The organism is Streptomyces atroolivaceus, from assembly GCF_000717025.1.
In the GTDB taxonomy this organism is placed as follows: Bacteria; Actinomycetota; Actinomycetes; order Streptomycetales; family Streptomycetaceae; genus Streptomyces; species Streptomyces atroolivaceus.
This window is the reverse complement of sequence record NZ_JNXG01000002.1, coordinates 717,180-735,323: the sequence shown is the minus strand read 5'-3', so window position 1 is coordinate 735,323 and position 18,144 is coordinate 717,180. Positions and strand designations below refer to the sequence as shown.

The 18,144-nt window shown below is 69.3% G+C and carries 18 protein-coding genes; 4 read left to right on the top strand and 14 right to left on the bottom strand.

Annotated elements, in window-relative coordinates:
• Window positions 1-417 precede the first annotated feature (417 nt).
• From OO67_RS06655 to OO67_RS06645, 3 genes are read left to right on the top strand one after another with little or no spacing between them, the layout of a single operon-like run.
• Window positions 418-2,403, top strand: a complete 1,986-nt coding sequence (locus tag OO67_RS06655; protein ID WP_033297951.1) for a TgpA N-terminal domain-containing protein — start codon at window positions 418-420, stop codon at window positions 2,401-2,403.
• A 20-nt stretch (window positions 2,404-2,423) separates the two neighbouring features.
• Entirely contained in the window at window positions 2,424-3,005 is a 582-nt protein-coding gene (locus OO67_RS06650; RefSeq protein ID WP_033297949.1) for a hypothetical protein, read from the top strand.
• Between the two features lie 20 nt (window positions 3,006-3,025).
• Window positions 3,026-3,469 (top strand): DUF3592 domain-containing protein, encoded by a 444-nt coding sequence (locus OO67_RS06645; protein WP_033297947.1) that lies wholly within the window; start codon window positions 3,026-3,028, stop codon window positions 3,467-3,469.
• 100 nt (window positions 3,470-3,569) lie between these two features.
• On the opposite strand, the gene OO67_RS06640 is transcribed toward OO67_RS06645, so the two are convergent.
• The 14 genes from OO67_RS06640 to OO67_RS06575 form a co-directional block, all read right to left on the bottom strand.
• Complete coding sequence (locus tag OO67_RS06640; RefSeq protein ID WP_033297945.1) at window positions 3,570-4,205, bottom strand: OmpA family protein; 636 nt, start codon at window positions 4,203-4,205, stop codon at window positions 3,570-3,572.
• A complete protein-coding gene (locus tag OO67_RS06635; protein WP_078597673.1) occupies window positions 4,205-4,729 on the bottom strand; it encodes a hypothetical protein in 525 nt (174 codons plus the stop codon). The genes OO67_RS06640 and OO67_RS06635 overlap by 1 nt, the downstream gene beginning before the upstream one ends.
• 91 nt (window positions 4,730-4,820) lie before the next feature.
• Window positions 4,821-5,465, bottom strand: coding sequence for a pilus assembly protein TadG-related protein (locus tag OO67_RS06630; RefSeq protein WP_033297941.1), 645 nt, complete (start codon window positions 5,463-5,465; stop codon window positions 4,821-4,823).
• On the bottom strand, window positions 5,462-5,698 hold the full coding sequence (locus OO67_RS06625; RefSeq protein ID WP_382055399.1) for a hypothetical protein: 237 nt from the start codon (window positions 5,696-5,698) through the stop codon (window positions 5,462-5,464). The genes OO67_RS06630 and OO67_RS06625 overlap by 4 nt, the downstream gene beginning before the upstream one ends.
• A gap of 203 nt (window positions 5,699-5,901) precedes the next feature.
• Window positions 5,902-6,993: a response regulator transcription factor gene (locus OO67_RS06620; protein WP_033297939.1), complete on the bottom strand. Its 1,092-nt coding sequence runs from the start codon at window positions 6,991-6,993 to the stop codon at window positions 5,902-5,904.
• Window positions 6,994-7,050: 57 nt separating this feature from the next.
• Complete coding sequence (locus tag OO67_RS06615) at window positions 7,051-8,433, bottom strand: sensor histidine kinase (protein ID WP_033297937.1); 1,383 nt, start codon at window positions 8,431-8,433, stop codon at window positions 7,051-7,053.
• 39 nt (window positions 8,434-8,472) lie between these two features.
• A complete protein-coding gene (locus tag OO67_RS06610; RefSeq protein ID WP_033297935.1) occupies window positions 8,473-9,360 on the bottom strand; it encodes a DUF5936 domain-containing protein in 888 nt (295 codons plus the stop codon).
• Window positions 9,361-9,376: 16 nt separating this feature from the next.
• Complete coding sequence (locus OO67_RS06605) at window positions 9,377-10,315, bottom strand: type II secretion system F family protein (protein ID WP_033297933.1); 939 nt, start codon at window positions 10,313-10,315, stop codon at window positions 9,377-9,379.
• 87 nt (window positions 10,316-10,402) lie between these two features.
• On the bottom strand, window positions 10,403-11,743 hold the full coding sequence (locus OO67_RS06600) for a TadA family conjugal transfer-associated ATPase (RefSeq protein WP_033297931.1): 1,341 nt from the start codon (window positions 11,741-11,743) through the stop codon (window positions 10,403-10,405).
• A 37-nt stretch (window positions 11,744-11,780) separates the two neighbouring features.
• The gene (locus tag OO67_RS06595; protein WP_051709186.1) at window positions 11,781-12,179 is read right to left on the bottom strand and encodes a TadE family protein; all 399 of its coding nucleotides are present in this window, start codon (window positions 12,177-12,179) and stop codon (window positions 11,781-11,783) included.
• On the bottom strand, window positions 12,173-12,589 hold the full coding sequence (locus OO67_RS06590; RefSeq protein ID WP_051709183.1) for a TadE family protein: 417 nt from the start codon (window positions 12,587-12,589) through the stop codon (window positions 12,173-12,175). The genes OO67_RS06595 and OO67_RS06590 overlap by 7 nt, the downstream gene beginning before the upstream one ends.
• A 35-nt stretch (window positions 12,590-12,624) precedes the next feature.
• A complete protein-coding gene (locus tag OO67_RS06585) occupies window positions 12,625-13,872 on the bottom strand; it encodes a CpaE/TadZ family protein (RefSeq protein ID WP_033297929.1) in 1,248 nt (415 codons plus the stop codon).
• Window positions 13,873-13,879: 7 nt separating this feature from the next.
• Window positions 13,880-14,590 (bottom strand): Flp pilus assembly protein CpaB, encoded by a 711-nt coding sequence (gene cpaB, locus OO67_RS06580; RefSeq protein WP_033297927.1) that lies wholly within the window; start codon window positions 14,588-14,590, stop codon window positions 13,880-13,882.
• Between the two features lie 164 nt (window positions 14,591-14,754).
• A complete protein-coding gene (locus OO67_RS06575; RefSeq protein WP_033297925.1) occupies window positions 14,755-15,615 on the bottom strand; it encodes a hypothetical protein in 861 nt (286 codons plus the stop codon).
• A gap of 728 nt (window positions 15,616-16,343) precedes the next feature.
• Between OO67_RS06575 and OO67_RS06570 the strand changes: the two genes are divergently transcribed.
• Complete coding sequence (locus OO67_RS06570) at window positions 16,344-18,074, top strand: chitinase (RefSeq protein ID WP_033297922.1); 1,731 nt, start codon at window positions 16,344-16,346, stop codon at window positions 18,072-18,074.
• The last annotated feature ends 70 nt before the right edge of the window (window positions 18,075-18,144 follow it).

Below are 18,144 nucleotides of genomic sequence, written 5' to 3'. Positions count from 1 at the left end.
ACGACCGGCCCCGCAAACGATCGCGAAGAGGACGGGGCGACGACGACGGAATCACTCGACGAGATCGACCGCGCCATCCTGGCTCGGCTCCGGACCGCCGGCCGACGACCACCGGTTCGAGAGCCGACGGTCGCGCGTCGTCCTCCGCCGTCCTGGCGTGCCGTATCCAGGTCGCGTGCGACCGCGGCCTCGCCTGCGGGTGTCCGCGCCATCCGGTGGTCATCGGCTCCCGACGCCCTTTTCCGAGAACGTCTGCCGCCCCTGCCTCCCCGGGCCCGGGCCCAGCCCCGCGACCCGGCCGGTGACGGACGAAGTTGGGCCCGTATTTGGGGCCGAGGGCCCAGGTCACCCGCCTTTCCCATCCGTACATTCACCACCCGAGAGGCAACAGGGCAGGCGTCGGCGAGAGGGAGAACCGTGAGTGGTGGCGGCGGCTGGGGAGACAGAAGCGCGGGCCGTGCACCGACCGCCGGGCCCGGGGGCGGCTGGTTCCTCCCCCTGTGCCGCAGCTGGGCATCCGGCGCCCTCGTCTACGCCGCAGCCGGGTTCCTGGTGGCGCGGGCGCTCGTCGAGACGCTCGCCACCGAGGAACGGTTCGAGCTGTTCGGCTGGCGACTGGCCCTGCTGCACCTGCCCGGCGTCCTCGTGACCGTGCTGACGGTCCTGGCCGCCGCCCGCACCCTTCCCGGCCGGCAGCGCGACTCGCGCCCCCGGTACCTCGTCGCCACACTCGCCGTCCCCGTCGCCGGACTCGCCTTCGGGTACGCCGTCACGTGGGACGTGGTGGACGCCGAGGGCATCCTGATGCCGGTGGCCGCGATGGTCACCGGCAGCGCCGTGGGGCTCGGCCTCGACCGTCTGTGGGAGGAACGGCGCACCGGGCCCGCGCCCCTTCCGACGTACACGCGCTCCTACGACTGGCGTGACGGCGGCGCCACGGCCCTGGAGTACACGGGGGTCATCGTCCTGATCGTCGCGCTCGTCGGCGCGCTCGTCATGACCGGTGTCGCCGGCCGTATCAGCGAGCGCTTCCGTTGTGCCATCAGCGCGCTCACCGGGGACGGCGGCAGTTGCACGACGGGCGGGGACGGCACGGCGAAGCCCAGGACCGACGCCGACTACGAGCCCAAGCTCTGCCAGGTCTCCAACGTCTCCGACACCGCCGGCGGCAAGGTCAAGGTCGGCTGGTTCGAATGGGGCGAGGAGTACGGCTTCCAGCAGAAGGTCGCCCAGGCGAACACCGACGTGAACGAGGACGGCAAGGTCGACGAGAACGACAAGCTGGTCTACATGACGTTCACCGACGCCGCGTCGGCGGGCCTCAACGCCAGCACGCCGGGCGTCAAACTGGGCAGCCTGGGCAAGGCGGACGTCGACATAGGCGGCGGCATCAAGATCACCAACGGTGACACCTGGGTGTTCAGGAGTGAGGCGGACGCCCAGAAGATGAGGGACGACATCGAGGAGATGAAGATGTGGGAAACCTCGATGAAGCACAGCGGCGGCTACGGCGGCGGCTGGTACTCCGGCATGAAGTGGGCCGACAAGAAGGAGGACATCGAGAAGAAGATCGGTGACAAGAAGATCTCCTACTCGACCCTGGGCATCAACGTGTACGCGGACGGCGGTCTCTCCGTCAAGCCGGGCGACGACACCGCGCTCGGCGCCAAGCTGGGCGGCAAGGCCAAGTTCTCGCCGGACGTGACGATCACCAAGGACGACGTCAACGGCAACGAGTCGTACACCTACACCGCCAAGCTGGAGATCGAGGGCAAGGTGGGCGGCAGCGCCGGTCCGCTGGGCGGCACCGCCGGCGCCAAGGACTCACGCACCGGAGCCATCACCGTCACCCGCGACCAGGAGACCGGGAGGATCGTCCGTATCGACATGACGACGACGGTGGAGCAGACCTCGACGTCCGACAAGGGTGAGGTGGGCGGCGACAACGGTGAGAAGGGCTCGGACAAGCGCGGCGGCAAGGGCAGCGTCACCGACTCCTCCGGGGACACGGGCATCGAGGTCCGGACGAACTCGCTCGTCTTCGGCAAGGAGACCGACAAGATCACCGAGGCCAAGCGCTCCCTCGCCGAGGCCTGGCTCGACGGCTCCGGCAACAACACCGCCCCGTTCGAGTACATGTTCGGCGACCATTCCCTGCAGGAGAAGCCGGCGGGGACCGACCCCTTCGAGCAGTTGATGTTCCAGGACGGCCTGTCCAGCACGATGCGCTATCACGGTGAGACGGATGCCCAGGAGTTCGGCTTCGAGGTGTCGCTGGGCATGAGCCTCGGCTTCTCGGTCTCCGACGAGCACAAGAAGGAGACACTGACCAACGCGCAGTTCCTCGGAGCTCCGCAGGGTGACAAGCGCACGTACCTCCCGTACAGCTACTGCGCGCGGTGAGCGCGCGCGACGAAGAGGCGATGACGTTGACGAAGTCCAAGGCGCTCGGGGCGGCCGTCTCCACCACGCTCGGCCTGACCCTGCTCGGCGGCTGCGGCGGCACGGACGCCGCCGCGGTTCCGGACGGCTGGGGCACGCTCGACACGAGGAGCGTGTCCGTCGGCTACCCCGCGGACGAGGGGTACGCCCCGCAGCCGTCCGCCGAACGCGGCAAGGCCAACGCGGCAGTGGCGCTGAAGCGCGAGGGAGGGCTGCGCACGGGCATGGTGTCCGTCCAGCTGGACTTCGCGACGGGCGTCGGCGACGCCGGTGAGGCCGCCGCGGCGGCAGGCGCCGGCATCGGTCTCGGAGCGACCCGCAAGGACACCCGGGACGTGCGCCTCGCGGGTGAGGAGAGCGCCCGGGACGCGCGCAGGATCGACTACGAGTTCACGTCGACGGGCGAGGAGTCGACCCCGGCGAAGGGGACGCGGATGACCGGCGTCGTGGTGGCCGGGGTCGACTCGGGAGACGTACCGTTCGCCGTCCGGATCAATGCGGTGAAAGGCACGCTGAGCCCTTCGGACCTCGACTCCTTCGTCGAGTCCATCACCGTCAAGTAACCCGTAGCGGAGCCTGGTTCATGGACGTACTGCCCGGTGGCACGGCCACCTTCCTGCTGCTCTTCGGACTGTTCCTCGGCGCGTTCGCGGTCCGCTCCGGCCTCCGGCTGGTCCGGGTGCTCCGGCTGGTCCGGCACGGCGAACGCGTCGAGGGCCGGTGCGCGGACCGGCGCGTGGTCGACCGTGGGTCCGGGACCGAGAACCGCTACCGCACCGAGTACGTCTTCGCCTTCCGCACCCCGGACGGCCGCGAGGTGGAGTTCACCGACCACGCCCCCGGCCCGTTCGGCTTCGAGGTCGGGGCCCCGGTGCGGGTCTCCTTCGACCCCTCGGCCCCGGACCGGCGAGCCACGGTGGCGGGGCCGGGCGTATGGGGGCCGGTGCTGATGCCGGCGGCCTTCACGGCGGTGCTGGGGCTGTTCTCCCTTGGGCTGCTGATCGCGTTCGCGGCGACGGCAGGGTGAACGTCAACCTGCGGACGGCTAGTCGTGGCAGCACACACCTGCTCCGACCGCTGCGGGGCACCCGGTATCGGCGGCATCGGGTCCCCCGCAGCGGCGGGAGTCAGGAACCCTCACCGCGCGGGAAGGAGATCTCCACGCGGCGGTTCTTCTTCCGGCCCTCTTCCGTGCTGTTGTCGGCGATGGGGTACTGCTCGCCGTAGCCACGGATCTCGAAGGTGGTCGTCGTACCGAGTTCCTTGGACAGCACCCCGTTCACCGCTTCGGCGCGCTGCCTGGACAGCACGTCACCGTGTGCGGAGGAGCCGAGGTCGTCGGTGAAGCCGAAGACACGGACCTTGGAGGCGTTCTGCTTCTCGATCTCGGCGGCGATCGCGAGGATGCGCGAGTTGGCCTCGGAGCTGAGCTTCGCACTGTCCTTACCGAACAGCACCTCGGCCTGGAGCGCGAACTTGATGTCCGAGTTGGTGTCCTCGCGACGCTCCTCGCCTCCGAGGTCCTCCACGACGGACTTGATGTCGAGGACCTTGGGGGCGGCCAGTGTCGCCCCCTCCGGAAGCTTGAGATCGGAGTCGCCGGCGTCGACCTCGACCGGGGCCTCGGCTGAAGCCGAGGGGTAGGGGCTGTCGTCGGCGGCAGCCTGGGGATTGCCGGCAACCCCGAAGGTGATCGCTCCCGCGATCACAGTCATTGCCACGCGGGCACCGGCCCGTCCTGGACGGGTGAGAGCGCCTCTCATCAGGAAATCTCAATCGTCGCGTTCGGGAAACCCGGGAACTGGAGGTCCACCTTGCTCGTCGTGTTCGGAGGGGCGGGGAACTGCGCGAAGAAGTTGAGGCTCTTGCCCCCTTCGATGCTTGACGTGTAGTTGCTCGTCGTCAGCGCCCGGTTGTCCGTGTCGCGCAGCACGTAGTAGCGCTTCTTGCCGGCAGAGTCCACCAGCGTCATGCCCGCCAACGAGGGGCCGGCCCCCTTGACCGCCTCCTCCTGCCCGCTCCACTCGACCGGCGTCGTGAAACCTTCGCTGCCCGGGTTCTTGAAGTCACCACTGATCGTCAGGAAACCACCGCTGTCACGCTTGGCTTCATGGACGATCATCTCGATCCCCGCGTCGTTCTTCAGGGTCGCCAGGGTCTTGCTCCTGTCCGGCAGCGTCGGCCCACCGGAGGACTTGTCCTCCTGGTCCTTCGCGTTGCCGGACGAAGCTGCCGGCCCCTTGTCCTTCCCGCCGTCCTCGCCGCCGCATGCGGCAACGGAGAACATCAGCGTCCCTGCCAGGAGGGCGGCAGCCCCAGCCCGGCGCCCATTCCTCGCGTGCCGATAAGTCATGAAAGATCCTTTGTCTTGTTCGTGGTCAGTCTTCGGCCAGTCGGACGGCAAAGAGGTCGGCCATGTCAGGCACGACATCGAGGTGTTCGGGGTCGATGACCCAGTCCCGGGTGTCGCAGACGAGTTTGCCAGGCGAGGGCTTCGACTCGTCCTCTTCCGCAGGATCGGACGGCGGATTTCCCTCATCGGGGGAGGGCTCTGCCGCCCGGAAGGCGCAACGCGGTTCGACGACGGCCACCGCTGAGGCTTCGGCACGCTGCCCTTCGGTGCCCGGCACGAGGTTCGCGCTCATCGCCTTGTTCGACTCGACATCGACCTCGAACGCCCAGCGCCCTGGGAGCATGTCGCACCGCACGCGTCGCGCGTCGTTCCGCTCGGCGAACCGGGATGCCTCGGCGCAGCCGTTGTAGGTGCCCGGGAAATCGCCTCCGAAGACGTCCTGGAGATAATCGCCATCCAGGAGATTTCCCAGCAGGTCGTTCTCGAGCTGATCCCGGGATTCCTGCGCTGCCGCCAGTGCAGCGGCGTCTGCCGCGCTCTGCGCCCCGTTTCGCTTGACGTCCGCCTCACCGAACACGAAGAAGACCAACGCAAGAAAGAGCAGACCGACCACCGCTGTGATGTACAGCGGCGCGGCCTGCCCTGACTCGTGGTGAGCCGGTCGGCTCACTTGTTGAGGACCTCGTTGATCTTCTCCTTGAACTTGTTCGCGATGGTGTCGCCCATCTTCGTGTTCAGGAGCGCGACGACGATCGCCACCACGAGGATCGTGATCCCTACGTACTCGAGGGCACCCTGACCGTTGTCCCGGCGACGCTTCATGTGGTCGACCGTGGTGTTCGCCCAGCTGTTCACGTACACCCGGGTGTTGACGGCGGCCTTGAGTGCGGCGTCCTTCATCATGGTGATCCCCTCCGAGTACGGCCGACCGCTGGCCGGCCGACACTGCTGCGTAAGTCCTCGTGTCGTCCGCGCTTCCGGCTTCCTCCTGGCCGGTCTCGCTTCCGACAGGAGAACCGTACGTCGGATCGCCACCCGCCCACATGGGCCTCCGGGCCCAACTCCGGGCCCATGTCTCCAGTTGGGCCTTCGGGCCCATCAGCGGCTCAGCCATGCCTCGTCGACCCCCCGGACGACATGCGGTGCCAGAGGGCCATGGCTTCGCCCCGGCTACCGGCGTTCAACTTGGCGAAGATGCGGTTGATGTGGTTCTTGACGGTCTTCTGGCTGATGAAGCAGGTGGCCGCGATCTGCTGGTTCGTCATGCCCGACGCGATCAGATCCATCACTTCCACCTCCCGTTCACTCAGCTCGGCGACCATCGCCTCGGGCGCCGCAGCGGGGACCCCCGAGGACGAATATCCCACAGGGGATTGCTCAAGCGAAGAGTTTTGAGCAAACCGGGGCGGACTCAACTCGCCCTGGCCTTGGGCACTCTCGCCGCCATGACCTCGACCCGCCCCCACCTGCCGCTCCTGCGCGTGTGCGGATGCAGATGAATGCTGCTGCCCGCCGGCGGACCCGCGGCCGGGTCCGTCGAAGGCCGTTCCCAGCCCGTCCGGCAGTGGACGGGCCGACTGGTCCGGGGTCGCGGACCCGCCGCGTACGGACCGCAGCAGGGCGCTGGTGGCGGAGTACGTGAAGTGCGCGCGGCCCTCCTTGGTGTCGCGGACGGCCGCGACCAGCTGGTCGGCGGTGAACTCACCGTGCACGAGATACCCCCCGGCGCCCAGCCGTAGCGCCTCGTGGACGATCTCGCTCTCGCGGCTGTAGGTCATCATCAGCACGGGCGCGAGGCGCACCAGGTGCGGCAGGGCGGAGATGCCGTCGACGCCGGGCATGCGTACGTCGAGCAGGATCACGTCCGGGCGATGCCTGACGGACACCTCGTAGGCCTCGCGGCCGTCGCCGGCCTCCGCCACCACGTCGATGTCGTCCCGGCCCTGGAGCAGGACCGTCAGCCCGGCCCGCACGACGGGGTTGTCGTCCGCGACGACGACCCGGAGGGGGATCGCCTCCGGCATGGGCGCGGGGCCAGGGAGGGCCGGGAAACCGGCGGGCTCCCCGGACGTCGCGGGGGTGGTGGCACCGGGGGTGCGGTTCGAGCTGAGGTCACTCGGATTCGAGGACGTGTGCTGCGAGGCGTGCGGATGCCGGGTCCACTGCTCTCCGGAGTTACGGGAGAACTCGTTCTGCATGGTGCGGCCTCCTCTCTCGGAGGTGGGGACGGTGGCGTGACGGCTGCACCGCGGGCGTCATTCGCGGGTTCCTGCGGGTGGTCCTGGTACCTGCCCGAGCGGGGGCCGGTACGGCGGCGGGCACGAGGAGGGGCCGGGGAGTGCGGGCGGTGTCAGGTTCATGGCAGACAGGGACAGGTCCAGGCGGACCTCGGTTCCCCGTGTCGCCTTCCCTCTGCCGATCCGGATGCGGGCTCCGACGGCGGCGGCCCGCTCGACCATGCCGACCAGACCGAAGTGCCCGGCCTTCCTCAGGTCGGCGAGCGAGGTACCCGGAGGCAGGCCGTCGCCGTCGTCGTACACACTGATCCGCACCACGTCGCGTACCAGCCCCGCGGATACCTCCAGGTGGCGCGGGCGGGCATGACGTCGGGCGTTCTCCATGGCCTCCGTCGCGATGATGAGTGCGTGCCGGGCGACGGCGTGGGGGATGAGAGGGACCGGGCCGTCGCCGATCCGGTGGAACGCCGTCCTCACGCTGTGGCGGCGCTCGAAGTCCTCCGCACGGGCGCGCAGTTCGTCCAGCAGGTCCACGCCGCCGTCCAGGCCGGACTCGCGCCGCAGGTCGGAGAGCAGCTCCCGGGACTCCGCGGCGGCCCGGCGGGCGGACCGGGCGACGAGCTCGGCCTGGTGCTTGACGGTGAGCGGGTCCATCCGGTCGGCCGTGCCGGCCAGGCCGTCGGCGGCCAGGGCGAGACCGTGCAGCGTCTTGGCCACCGAGTCGTGCATCTCGCGGGCCAGACGGGCCCGTTCCTCCTCGACCGCGCTGTTCACGGCCAGCCGGGCTCGTGTCTCGGTGAGGGCCTGGGATGCGGCACCGAACCGGAGCAGGAGCCCGCGCAGGCTGCTCCCCACCGCTCCGGCCATGATGCAGAGGCCGACCATGAGCAGCGCCGAAGCGTCGGCTTCGGCCTTCCCGTTGATCCCGTAGGCGGCGGCGAGGAGCAGGGTCTGGAAGACGGCGAAGACGGCGCCGCCCCGCCAGCTGTAGACGAGGCCCGCGAGCAGCGGGGTGCAGACGGTGACGTAGGAGAGGGTGGATCCCGGTGACGCGGCGAAGAGCAGGAGGGCTCCGAAGAGCATGTCGACGCCGAGGAGCGCGGGGTGTCTCAGGAGGATCGGGCCGAAACGCTCCCAGTCCCGCATCAGGAGGTACGACACCATCACCGTGACGAGGACGGCCGCACCGACCAGCCAGCTGCCCAGTTCGTCCTCCACGCCGTCGAGGGCGAAAGGCGCGGCCAGGGCCGTCATCGCCAGGCGGAAGCCGAACAGCTGCCGGCACAGGGCCTGCAGGGCGTTGACCTGGATGGGCAGCGGCGGGACGTGTCCCGGTCTGCTGCCCGCCGTCACGGCGTCGGGGCCGCCGGTCAGTGCGGCGCCGTCCGGCCTGGGCCCCATGTGCGGTTCACCCCCTCGTCCGCGCTCGTCGCCATGCCCTCAGCCCCCGAAGACGTCGCCGATGTTGACGTCGGCCGCGTAGTAGAAGCCCACGCCGATCAGGATCATCGTCCCGGGGAGCATGAAGCTGGTCACGATGAGCGTCGCCTTCGGCACCGCCTTGGACGCCTTGCGCCGGGCGTTCTGGGCGTCGGTGCGGCGCATGTCGTTGGCGATCTGGATCAGCGTGTCGACGATGGGGGCACCGAGCTCCTCGCCCTGCTGGAGCGCCGAGACGAACATGGAGACCTGCTCCGACTCGTTCCGCTTGCGGAGCTGGTCGAAGGCCTCTCTGCGGCTCATCCCCATGTCCATCTGGCGCAGGGTGATGCGCAGCTCGTCGGCCCAGGGGCCGGAGTACTTCTCCGACACCCTCTCGAGTGCCTGGCGGAACCCGAGCCCGGCGGACACGACGACCGCGAGCACGTCGAGGAAGTCGGGGAGGGTCCGGTCGATGTCGTCCTTGCGCCGGCCGATGGCGGAACGGATGATCACGTCGGTCCAGAACAGGCCGTAGACGAAGAACAGCACCGCGAGGACCACCTGCCCGTTCATCAGCATGGCCAGAGCGGCCACGGTCCCCAGCCCTCCGTAGACGGCCCGCCTCGCCGCGTAGCGGTCCACGGTCATGCCACCGGGATTCCCCGCCATGTCCAGCTTGCGGCGCACCTTGTCGACCCGCTTCGGCCCCATCAGCCGCAGCACCCTCGGGGCGTAGCGCATCCCGAGCCGGTCCACCGCGGAACCTGCGGCGGTGGTGCGGCTGGAGCCGACCTCCAGGGCGATCGCGAGGTCGCCGGGGAGTTTGGCGTCGGCACGGTACATGCGGATGCCCTGGAAGACTCCGTAGACGGCAAGCCCGAAGATCAGTGCGAGCAGAAGTTCCATGTCGGACTCTCCCCCTTCAGATTCGTACGCGGGTCAGACGGTTGATCAGGAAGAAGCCGAGGGCGTAGAGCCCTGCCGCGACCACCACGGCGACCCGGCCGGGGAAGGCGCTGGTCATGTCGTCCAGCGCCCCGGCCCGCATCCCGTTGATGAGGAGCAGGAAGCCCAGGCCGAGGATGGGGACCGCGACCGCCGTCACCTTCACCTGGGAGAGCACCGTGGTGACCTCCCGCCTGGTCTCCTTGCGCTCTTCGAGCGTCTCCGTGAGGTTGCGCAGCGAGGAGACGATCGCGCCGCCGGCCCGGCTGGACAGGATCAGGGTGGAGACGAGCACGGTCAGTTCGCGGGAGGGCAGCCGTTCGACGAGCTCGTTGAGCGCGTCGTCGAGGGAATGGCCGACTGCCAGACGGTCCGCGACCTGGCGCAGCTCCTCGTGGGCCGGATCGTCGAGTTCCTCCACGGCCATGGCGATCGCCGTGCGCAGGGCGAGGCCCGCCTGGGTGGCGTTGGCCAGTACGCGGGTGAGCTCGGGGAGCTGGTTGATGAACGCCTCGGTGCGCTTCGCGCGTTGCCAGTCGAGGAACGCGTTGCCGCCCCACAGGCCGATGAGGGCCGCCAGCAGCCCGAAGAACGGTGCGAAGACCGCCCCGGCGACGAAGTACAGACCGGCCAGGGCGGCGAGGACGTACACGAAGTACTCGCCGGGCGTGAGGTCCAGGCCCGTGGCCGAGATCTTCCGCTCGATGCGTTTGCCGAGACGGGTCCTGCGCAGACGGCGGTCGACGTTCCTGAAACGCCGACGGCGGCCGCCGATGGTGATCTGTCCCGTCTGGGACATCCGGTCGAACAGAAGCTGCCGCTGGGCCTGACCGGACGCGTACGTGTGCACACCGATGACGGCGAACAGGCCGGCGAGCAGCGTGACGCCGATCGTCAGGAGCGGAAGACTATCCATGTCGGGCGAAGACCTTCTCGGTGGGCGGCGGACGGGGACGGTGCGCGGCGGACGGATGCGCGGCGGACGGGCGGGCCTCCGGTGACGTCAGGCGGTCGATCTGCGCATGGCCAGCTGCTCCTCGGATGCGGCGACGCCGAAGGCCGCGGGGATGGCCTCGCCCGTCATGTAGAGGCGTTCCGCCACGCGCCGGGGCAGCGGGTAGTACGCGAAGTTGCCGTGGACCCGTCCGTCGGCCGCCATCGGGCGGGCGTCGAACCGGCAGACGGAGACGATGCGGTAGTCCTCACGGCCGTGCGAGTCGACGACGGCGATCTCGGTGATCCGGCGGGAACCGTCTGCGTGACGGGTGAGCTGCACGATCACGTCCACGGCGCTGTTGATCTGGTCGTGGATCGCGGCGAACGGGATCTCGACCTCGGACATGGAGCTGAGTGTCTGGAGGCGCATCAGGGCGTCTTCCGCGCTGTTGGCGTGGACGGTGGCGAGTGAGCCGTCGTGACCGGTAGACATTGCCTGGAGCATGTCAAGCGTCTCACCGCCACGGACCTCACCGACGATGATGCGGTCGGGTCGCATACGCAGGGAGTTGCGCACCAGGTCGCGGATGGTGATCTGGCCCTTGCCCTCGACGTTGGACGGGCGGCTCTCCAACGTGATCACGTGGGTCTGCTGGAGCTGGAGCTCGGCGGAGTCCTCGATGGTGACGATGCGCTCGCCGTCAGGGATCAGCCCGGACAGCGCGTTGAGCAGGGTGGTCTTACCCGTGCCCGTGGCGCCGGAGACGATCACGTTGAACTTCGCCCGCACGAGTCCGGCGAGCAGCAGCAGCATGTGCTCGTCGAGCGATCCGAGGCTGATCATCTCCTGGAGCGTGAAGGCCCGGGGGAAGCGCCGGATGGTGAGGATCGGGCCCGTCAGGGACAGGGGCGGGATGATCACGTTGACACGTTCGCCGGAGGGGAGGCGGGCGTCGACCATGGGATTGGCCTCGTCCACACGGCGGTTGACGGTGGAGACGATGCGCTCGATGGTCTGCATCAGCTGCTCGGTGGACGAGAAGCGCATGGGGAGGAGTTCGAGACGGCCGCCTCGCTCCACGTACACCTGTTCCGGCCCGTTGACCATGATCTCGCTGATGGAGGCGTCCTCCAGCAGGGGCTCCAGAATGCCGAGCCCCAAGGCCTCGTCGACGACCCTGCGGATGAGCTGCGACCGCTCGACGGTGGAGAGGACGGGGCCCTCACGGCTGATGATGTGGCCCAGAACGCGCTCCAGACGTGCCCTGCGCTCGGCCGCCGCGAGGGCGGACATCTCGGCGAGGTCGATCTCCTCGAGCAGCTTGGCGCGGTAGACACCGACCAGCCGGTTCTCCTCGCTCAGCCCACCGGCCGGCTCGGGCCCGATGATGCGCGCCCGCAGGCTCATGTTCTCAACTCCCTGGTGTGGTGCGGTGGTACGCCGGTCAGTCGCGCGGCATGGTGGCACTCTTGGTGACCGACCCGAAGTCCAGCAACGGAAGCAGGGCGGGGATCTCCACCCTCGTGGTGACGGTCATCTCCTCACTGCTCACGGACGGGGTGAAGGTGGCGCCGTCCGCGAGCCAGCCGCTCATCGACGCCCGTCCGGCCTGCTCGTACGCCCCCGCCCTGCCGTCGAACGAGGCCGCGCGCGCTGCCGCCCGCGACGCCGTGCCGGCCTGCTGGGCGGCGTACACGGCGATGCCGAGCTGGACGGCGGCGAGGGCCACGAAGAGAAGGATGACCAGCACACCCACGTACTCGATGGCGGCCTGGCCGCTCTGCCGTGTGCCGCGCCGAGGTGCGGGAGTCCCGGTCGCGCCGGGCGGTATGTGCGTCACCATGCTCCTGGCCTCTCCACGGCGGCCGCGGCCTCGCCCGTCAGCGTCATCGGCAGGCTGAAGGCTCCGGGAAAGAGCAGCGGCACCTTCAGGTCCACCGTCGCCTTGACCAGGTCGCCCTCCTGCCGGCACCTGAAGGACGCGTCCCACGCGCCGGGGAGGTCCTCTCTGCCCGCCCGGGCGCAGGCCGCCTGCCGGTCCCCGTCGGTGGAGGCCGCCGCACCGACGCCCTTGTCCGCCGCGTTCCCGGCGAGCATGAAGGTGTAGCCGACCACCGCGGCCTGCCACATCAGGGCGAGCGTGATCAGGATCAGTGGGAGCGTGCCGGCGAATTCGATGGCCGTCTGCCCCCGGTCACCGCGAAGGCCGTAACGGCGGCCCGTCGCGGTGGGTCCCTCTCCTGGAAGTCTCATGACTCAACTGTCCCCCTCGGCATCGGTGAGCGGACCTACTTCGCACGTCCGCGGCGGCCACCGAGCGCACCCCGGTCGCCTCTGAACCTGCCCTGCTTGTCCGCGCCTTCGGCACTCTTCACCAGACCGAGGTCCCCGGCGAGACCCCACATCGCCTGCTTCACCGTGGACTTGGCCTCCAGATCCTGCATGCGTCCCGCGTCCACGACCCCCTGCAACTCCTTGAAGTTCGCGGGGATCGCGATGCGCGCCACCTTCGTGGACGTGATCTTCTCGATCAGCGGGGGCTGGATCTCCGTGTTGCGGGTGTACCGGTTGACGACCGTGATGGTCTCCTCCGCCTTGCGGATCTGCAACCGGTCCCAGAGCCGGACCATGCGCTTCGCCGCCCGGACCGTGACGACGTCCGGGGTGACGACCAGCAGGGTCCGGTCGGCCATCTCGATGGCGGCGGCGTTGGCCGCGTTCATATGGGTGCCGCAGTCGACGATCACGACCTCGAAGCGGTGCCGCAGAGCGCTGATGATCTGACGTACGACCCGGTCGCTGACCTCCTCGCCGCGCTCGCCCTCCCCCGGCGCGAGCAGCAGCCCCAGCCCGGTGTCGTGGTTGTACAGGGCGTCCTGGAGGACGCGGGGCGAGATGTCCTGGATGGTGGAGAGGTCGACGATCGACCTGCGGAACTGCACGTCGAGGTACGAGGCGACATCACCGGACTGCAGGTCCAGGTCGGCGAGCGCCACCGTCTGGCCGGACGCCTTCGCGGCCAGCGCGAGCTGGACGGCCGTGACGGTCGTCCCGACACCGCCCTTGGCCCCGCTCACGGTCACCACGGTCCCGCCGGGCCCGGTGAAGACGTCGGCTCCCTGACCGAGATGCCGCCGGACGCCCACGGACCAGCCCGCCGCCGCCTGCACGCGGGTCGCCAGTTCCTCGTACGAGAGGGGCAGGCCCACCAGGCCCCGGGCGCCCGAGTCCATCGCGGCCGAATACAGACCGGGGCTCGCATCGGCGGTGACCAGCACGACCCCTACCGCGGGGAAGCGGAGGGACACCTCCCGGATCAGCTCGAGTGCCGGAACCGGACCTATCCGCTCGTGGACCAGCACGACCTCCGGCAGTTCGTCGAGCGACTCGGACGCGAGCCGCGCCAGGGTGTCGAGCAGCGAGGTCGAGTCACCCAGCGGTCCGGCCGGCTCCGCGTCCGGGAGCTGGCTGAGCAGCGTGGTGATGGATCGGGCGGCGTCGGCGTCACCGACGGCCGGGAGGATTCTCGTGCTCATCCGGCCCTCACTTGTTCTTGTCTTCGTCGAGGTTGTAGCTGCCCTCACCCGGACGGAGCGTGGTCGGGCTGTTCTCGGGGAGGAGCGCCAGGCGCACGTGCTCGGCGAACGACTCGGCGTAGGCGACGCGCTGCGCGTCGGTGGTGTTGAGGGCGAAGGTGATCGGCACGGCCTCGGTCGGGCCGCCACGGTCGTCCTTCTGGGGCTCGAGAGCGGTCAGCCGGCCGACGTCGATGACCTTCGCGTTGGGCACGATGACGCGGGAGGTGGCTTTGTCCCCCTCGTCCTCGGCCGCGAAGGTGGCGAAGATGTTGACGAGGTTGCCCGGCCGGATCTTGCCCGCGACACCCGTCGCAGCGTCGATCATGATGGCTATCTCCTGTTCGCCGTTCTCCACCCTGGGACGCTGGACGACCATGTCGTCCTGGAGCAGGGAGCCCTGGCGGAGGGCGGTGACGGCGATCTTCCCGTTGATGACCGCGAGGTCGGTGACCGCGTTCTCGGACAGCCAGCGCCTGGGCATCTCGACCTTCTCGAACTGTCCCGGGTTCAGAGCCGTGTACGGCGCTATGTCCGTCTTCACCTGGTAGGCGGTCACCTCCGGCCCGACCTTCGAATTGACGTCGCTGATCACCGACAGCACACCGGCGAAGGCACCGAAGGCACAGAGGACCGAGAGGAGCAGAAGGATGACGCCGCGGCGTTGCCGTGAGTTCATGAGCGGAGCAACCTCGTTGGGGAGTCGGGGCCGATGAGCGGGTGGACGGGTGGACTGTGTCCCGGGGGCCGGGAGGGCGAACCGCCTCGGGACGCGTGTGCCGTTCGCCCGGCTGCCGGGGTCCGGCCTCGGCGGAGTTCGGCCGGGAAGCACTGTGCGGTGATCTACGACCCGTGCCCCATGGGCGTTCCCTGGTTCAGGACACCGGAACCGTTGCTTTGGTTCTCCGGCGGCTTCAGCGGAGCGGAACACAACCCGCAGCGGTCACCGATGAGTTCATTTCCGCACCAGGTGCAGACCTCCCTGCGGACCGAGGAAACCAGCTGGTAGATGACCGAGATATCGGGCAGGAAGGCGGCGAATTCGATCATCTTCGAGGTTCCCCACCAGCCCGGTGAATCCGAGAGCGGCGCGACTTCGTGCACCGCCTGGACCTGCCAGGCCGGCGCGACCGTACTGGTCACCCAGTCCGACTGCAACTGCCCCTTGGCGACGATCAGATGTGTCGCGAACTCGGGTCCGGTCAGTTCCCCCTGGCCGATCCTGATCAGCTGAGGGCTGGGGTTGGCCAGCACACCGAACTGCGTGCCGGGCATCCACGACTTCGCGTGGGCCTTCAGGCCGACAGGGACCCGGTCGAGCCTGGTCACCGAGTTCAGCAGTGCTCCGGCGTGGATGTAGTGCGAGAGCAGCCTGGCTGCCGACGCCACCACACCGGCGCTGAAGTCGCAGACGGACAGCTGCCTCAGCTGCCGGACCAGCACGGCCACCCCGAGTGGCGGGAGGTCCACCTTGAGGAGGGCGATCCGGTCGCTCTCCAGCACGGATCGGATGGTGTGCAGGCGCCGTTCGTGGGCGGGAGCGATGCCGGCGGGATACACCGCGATCACGTAACCGTGCTGGTCGAGCAGCAACTGCATGTCGGACAGCGCCGTGTCCAGCCCCTGATCACCGGGCGCCCGCAGGAGCGCCGCAGGCGGCGTCTGCTGGTCCGTGGGCGGTAGGACCAGATCGGCGCTGGTCACTGCTATTGCGGTCGGCACGCTGTTCCCCGTTCGGCTCCGGCCGCCGCGTACCGCCGGCCGCAATCGCTCCTGCTCGGTGCTGCTCCTGCTCGAGCACTTTATCCAGGTACGCGGATGCAGAGAACACCTTTCGGCACCCAGTAGTTCGGGACACAGGAGTCCCCGCGAAAACCTTGGCCCCGAATCGACGGAGCCGACCAGTTGTTAAATCCTTTACCAGCAGACGTTTAATCGAAAACCCCTTGGTTTCGTCCGGCCTCCTCTCGATACCCCGCACCGGAGAGGCGGCAGCGCATTCGCGTGCGGAAGGGGAGCCGCGGGTCCGGGCGGGGGCTCCCGCACCACCACGGGTGCACACCCGCCGCCCGGCCGGCTGCGTGGCCACCCGGTCCCGGATCTCGGCTGCGGCCGGCCACGCGGGCCGGTTCCGGATCGGACCGGATCGGGCGAATATTCCCGCACTCCCGGCAGCAGGGCGGGAGGAGGTGGTACAGCCCCCGCTCGATGAGCGCGGGGTACAGCCCCCGCTCGATGAGCGCGGCGCCGCCGCGAGGGGACTTGGCGTCCGGGTGGCGGAAGTCGTGGCGCCGGATCGCCTGCCGCAGGGAGCGGATGCGACGAGCTGCCACCAGAGGTCTTGACAACTTGATTGGTCTGGACCAGTTTTATCGGCCAACGGTGGCCACCGTTCCCGCCAGCACCCCCAACTCCCCCACCGGAGGCAGCAAGTGGAACGCTCCGCAGGCAGCATCAGGCACAGAAGACGCCGGGTCCGGCCGCTCCTCGGCGGGGCCGTCGCCGGCGTCGCCGCCGCGGCACTGGCCGTCACCGGACTCGTCGGAACCGCACAGGCGGCCGACGTCAACGTGGCCAAGAACGCCGGATTCGAGTCAGGCCTCGCCAACTGGACCTGTTCCGGCGGCAGCGGCACGACGGTCTCCTCCCCCGTGCACGGCGGCACCTCCGCGCTCAAGGCCACCCCGGCCGGGCACGACAACGCCAGGTGCACGCAGACCGTGGCCGTGAAACCGGGCTCCACCTACACCCTGAGCTCCTGGGTGCAGGGCGGCTACGCCTATCTCGGGGCGAGCGGCACGGGCACCACCGACGTCTCCACCTGGTCGCCGGGCTCCAGCAGCTGGACCCAGTTGAGGACCAGCTTCACCACCGGCCCCTCCACCACCTCGGTGACGGTCTACACCCACGGCTGGTACGGCCAGGCCGCCTACGTCGCGGACGACGTCCAGGTGACCGGGCCGGACGGCGGCGGCGGCACGGACCCGGAGCCCACGATCCCCGGGACCCCCGCCGGGCTGGCCGTCGGAGCGACGACCACGTCCTCCGTCACCCTCAACTGGAACGCGGTCTCCGGCGCCACCGGCTACACCGTCTACCGGAACGGCGCGAAGGCGACCACCGCCACCGGCACCTCGGCGACGGTGACCGGCCTGGCCGCCGACACCGCGTACCAGTTCGCGGTCAGCGCGACCAACTCCGCCGGCGAGTCCGTCAAGTCGGCCACGGTCAGCGGGCGCACGGCGAAGGCCACCGACCCGGGCGGCCCGGTGACGTCGGTGCCCAAGCACGCGGTGACCGGCTACTGGCAGAACTTCGACAACGGCGCCGCCGTCCAGAAGCTCAGCGACGTGCCCGCGCACTACGACATCATCGCCGTCTCCTTCGCGGACGCCACGGCCACGCCCGGTGCCGTCACCTTCAACCTGGACTCGGCGGGGCTGGGCGGCTACACCGTCGACCGGTTCAAGGCCGACATCAAGGCCAAGCAGGCCGCCGGCAAGAACGTCATCATCTCCGTGGGCGGCGAGAAGGGCTCCGTCGCGGTCAACAACGACGCCTCCGCCACCGCCTTCGCCGACTCCGTGTACGCGCTCATCCAGGAGTACGGCTTCAACGGCGTCGACATCGACCTCGAGAACGGCCTCAACTCCACCTACATGACGAAGGCGCTGCGCTCCCTGTCGTCGAAGGCGGGTCCCGGCCTCGTCATCACGATGGCTCCGCAGACGATCGACATGCAGTCCACCTCCGGTGAGTACTTCAAGACGGCGCTCAACATCAAGGACATCCTGACCGTCGTCAACATGCAGTACTACAACAGTGGCTCCATGCTGGGCTGCGACGGCAAGGTCTACTCGCAGGGCTCGGTGGACTTCCTCACCGCGCTCGCCTGCATCCAGCTGGAGGGCGGCCTCGCCCCGTCGCAGGTCGGCCTCGGCGTCCCCGCCTCCACCCGCGGCGCGGGCAGCGGCTACGTCGCCCCGTCCATCGTGAACGCCGCCCTGGACTGCCTGACCAAGGGCACGAACTGTGGATCCTTCAAGCCCTCCAGGACCTACCCGGACCTGCGCGGCGCCATGACCTGGTCCACGAACTGGGACGCCACCGCGGGCAACGCCTGGTCCAACGCGGTGGGCCCGCACGTCCACGGACTCCCGTAGTCCCTTCGACCATGGTCCCTTCGACCGTGGCCCCTTCGACCGCGACCCCGTAGGGCGCGACCCCTTCGTG

Excerpts from the sequence above, each read along its gene's own strand:
- OO67_RS06625 (WP_382055399.1), bottom strand. The coding sequence starts at position 5,698 with ATGATGAAGGACGCCGCACTCAAGGCCGCCGTCAACACCCGGGTGTAC.
- OO67_RS06600 (WP_033297931.1), bottom strand. The coding sequence starts at position 11,743 with ATGAGCCTGCGGGCGCGCATCATCGGGCCCGAGCCGGCCGGTGGGCTG.
- OO67_RS06635 (WP_078597673.1), bottom strand. The coding sequence starts at position 4,729 with ATGTTCTCCGTTGCCGCATGCGGCGGCGAGGACGGCGGGAAGGACAAG.
- OO67_RS06620 (WP_033297939.1), bottom strand. The coding sequence starts at position 6,993 with ATGCAGAACGAGTTCTCCCGTAACTCCGGAGAGCAGTGGACCCGGCAT.
- OO67_RS06595 (WP_051709186.1), bottom strand. The coding sequence starts at position 12,179 with ATGGTGACGCACATACCGCCCGGCGCGACCGGGACTCCCGCACCTCGG.
- OO67_RS06585 (WP_033297929.1), bottom strand. The coding sequence starts at position 13,872 with ATGAGCACGAGAATCCTCCCGGCCGTCGGTGACGCCGACGCCGCCCGA.
- OO67_RS06610 (WP_033297935.1), bottom strand. The coding sequence starts at position 9,360 with ATGGAACTTCTGCTCGCACTGATCTTCGGGCTTGCCGTCTACGGAGTC.
- OO67_RS06650 (WP_033297949.1), top strand. The coding sequence starts at position 2,424 with ATGACGTTGACGAAGTCCAAGGCGCTCGGGGCGGCCGTCTCCACCACG.
- cpaB (WP_033297927.1), bottom strand. The coding sequence starts at position 14,590 with ATGAACTCACGGCAACGCCGCGGCGTCATCCTTCTGCTCCTCTCGGTC.
- OO67_RS06645 (WP_033297947.1), top strand. The coding sequence starts at position 3,026 with ATGGACGTACTGCCCGGTGGCACGGCCACCTTCCTGCTGCTCTTCGGA.
- OO67_RS06615 (WP_033297937.1), bottom strand. The coding sequence starts at position 8,433 with ATGGGGCCCAGGCCGGACGGCGCCGCACTGACCGGCGGCCCCGACGCC.
- OO67_RS06590 (WP_051709183.1), bottom strand. The coding sequence starts at position 12,589 with ATGAGACTTCCAGGAGAGGGACCCACCGCGACGGGCCGCCGTTACGGC.
- OO67_RS06640 (WP_033297945.1), bottom strand. The coding sequence starts at position 4,205 with ATGAGAGGCGCTCTCACCCGTCCAGGACGGGCCGGTGCCCGCGTGGCA.
- OO67_RS06605 (WP_033297933.1), bottom strand. The coding sequence starts at position 10,315 with ATGGATAGTCTTCCGCTCCTGACGATCGGCGTCACGCTGCTCGCCGGC.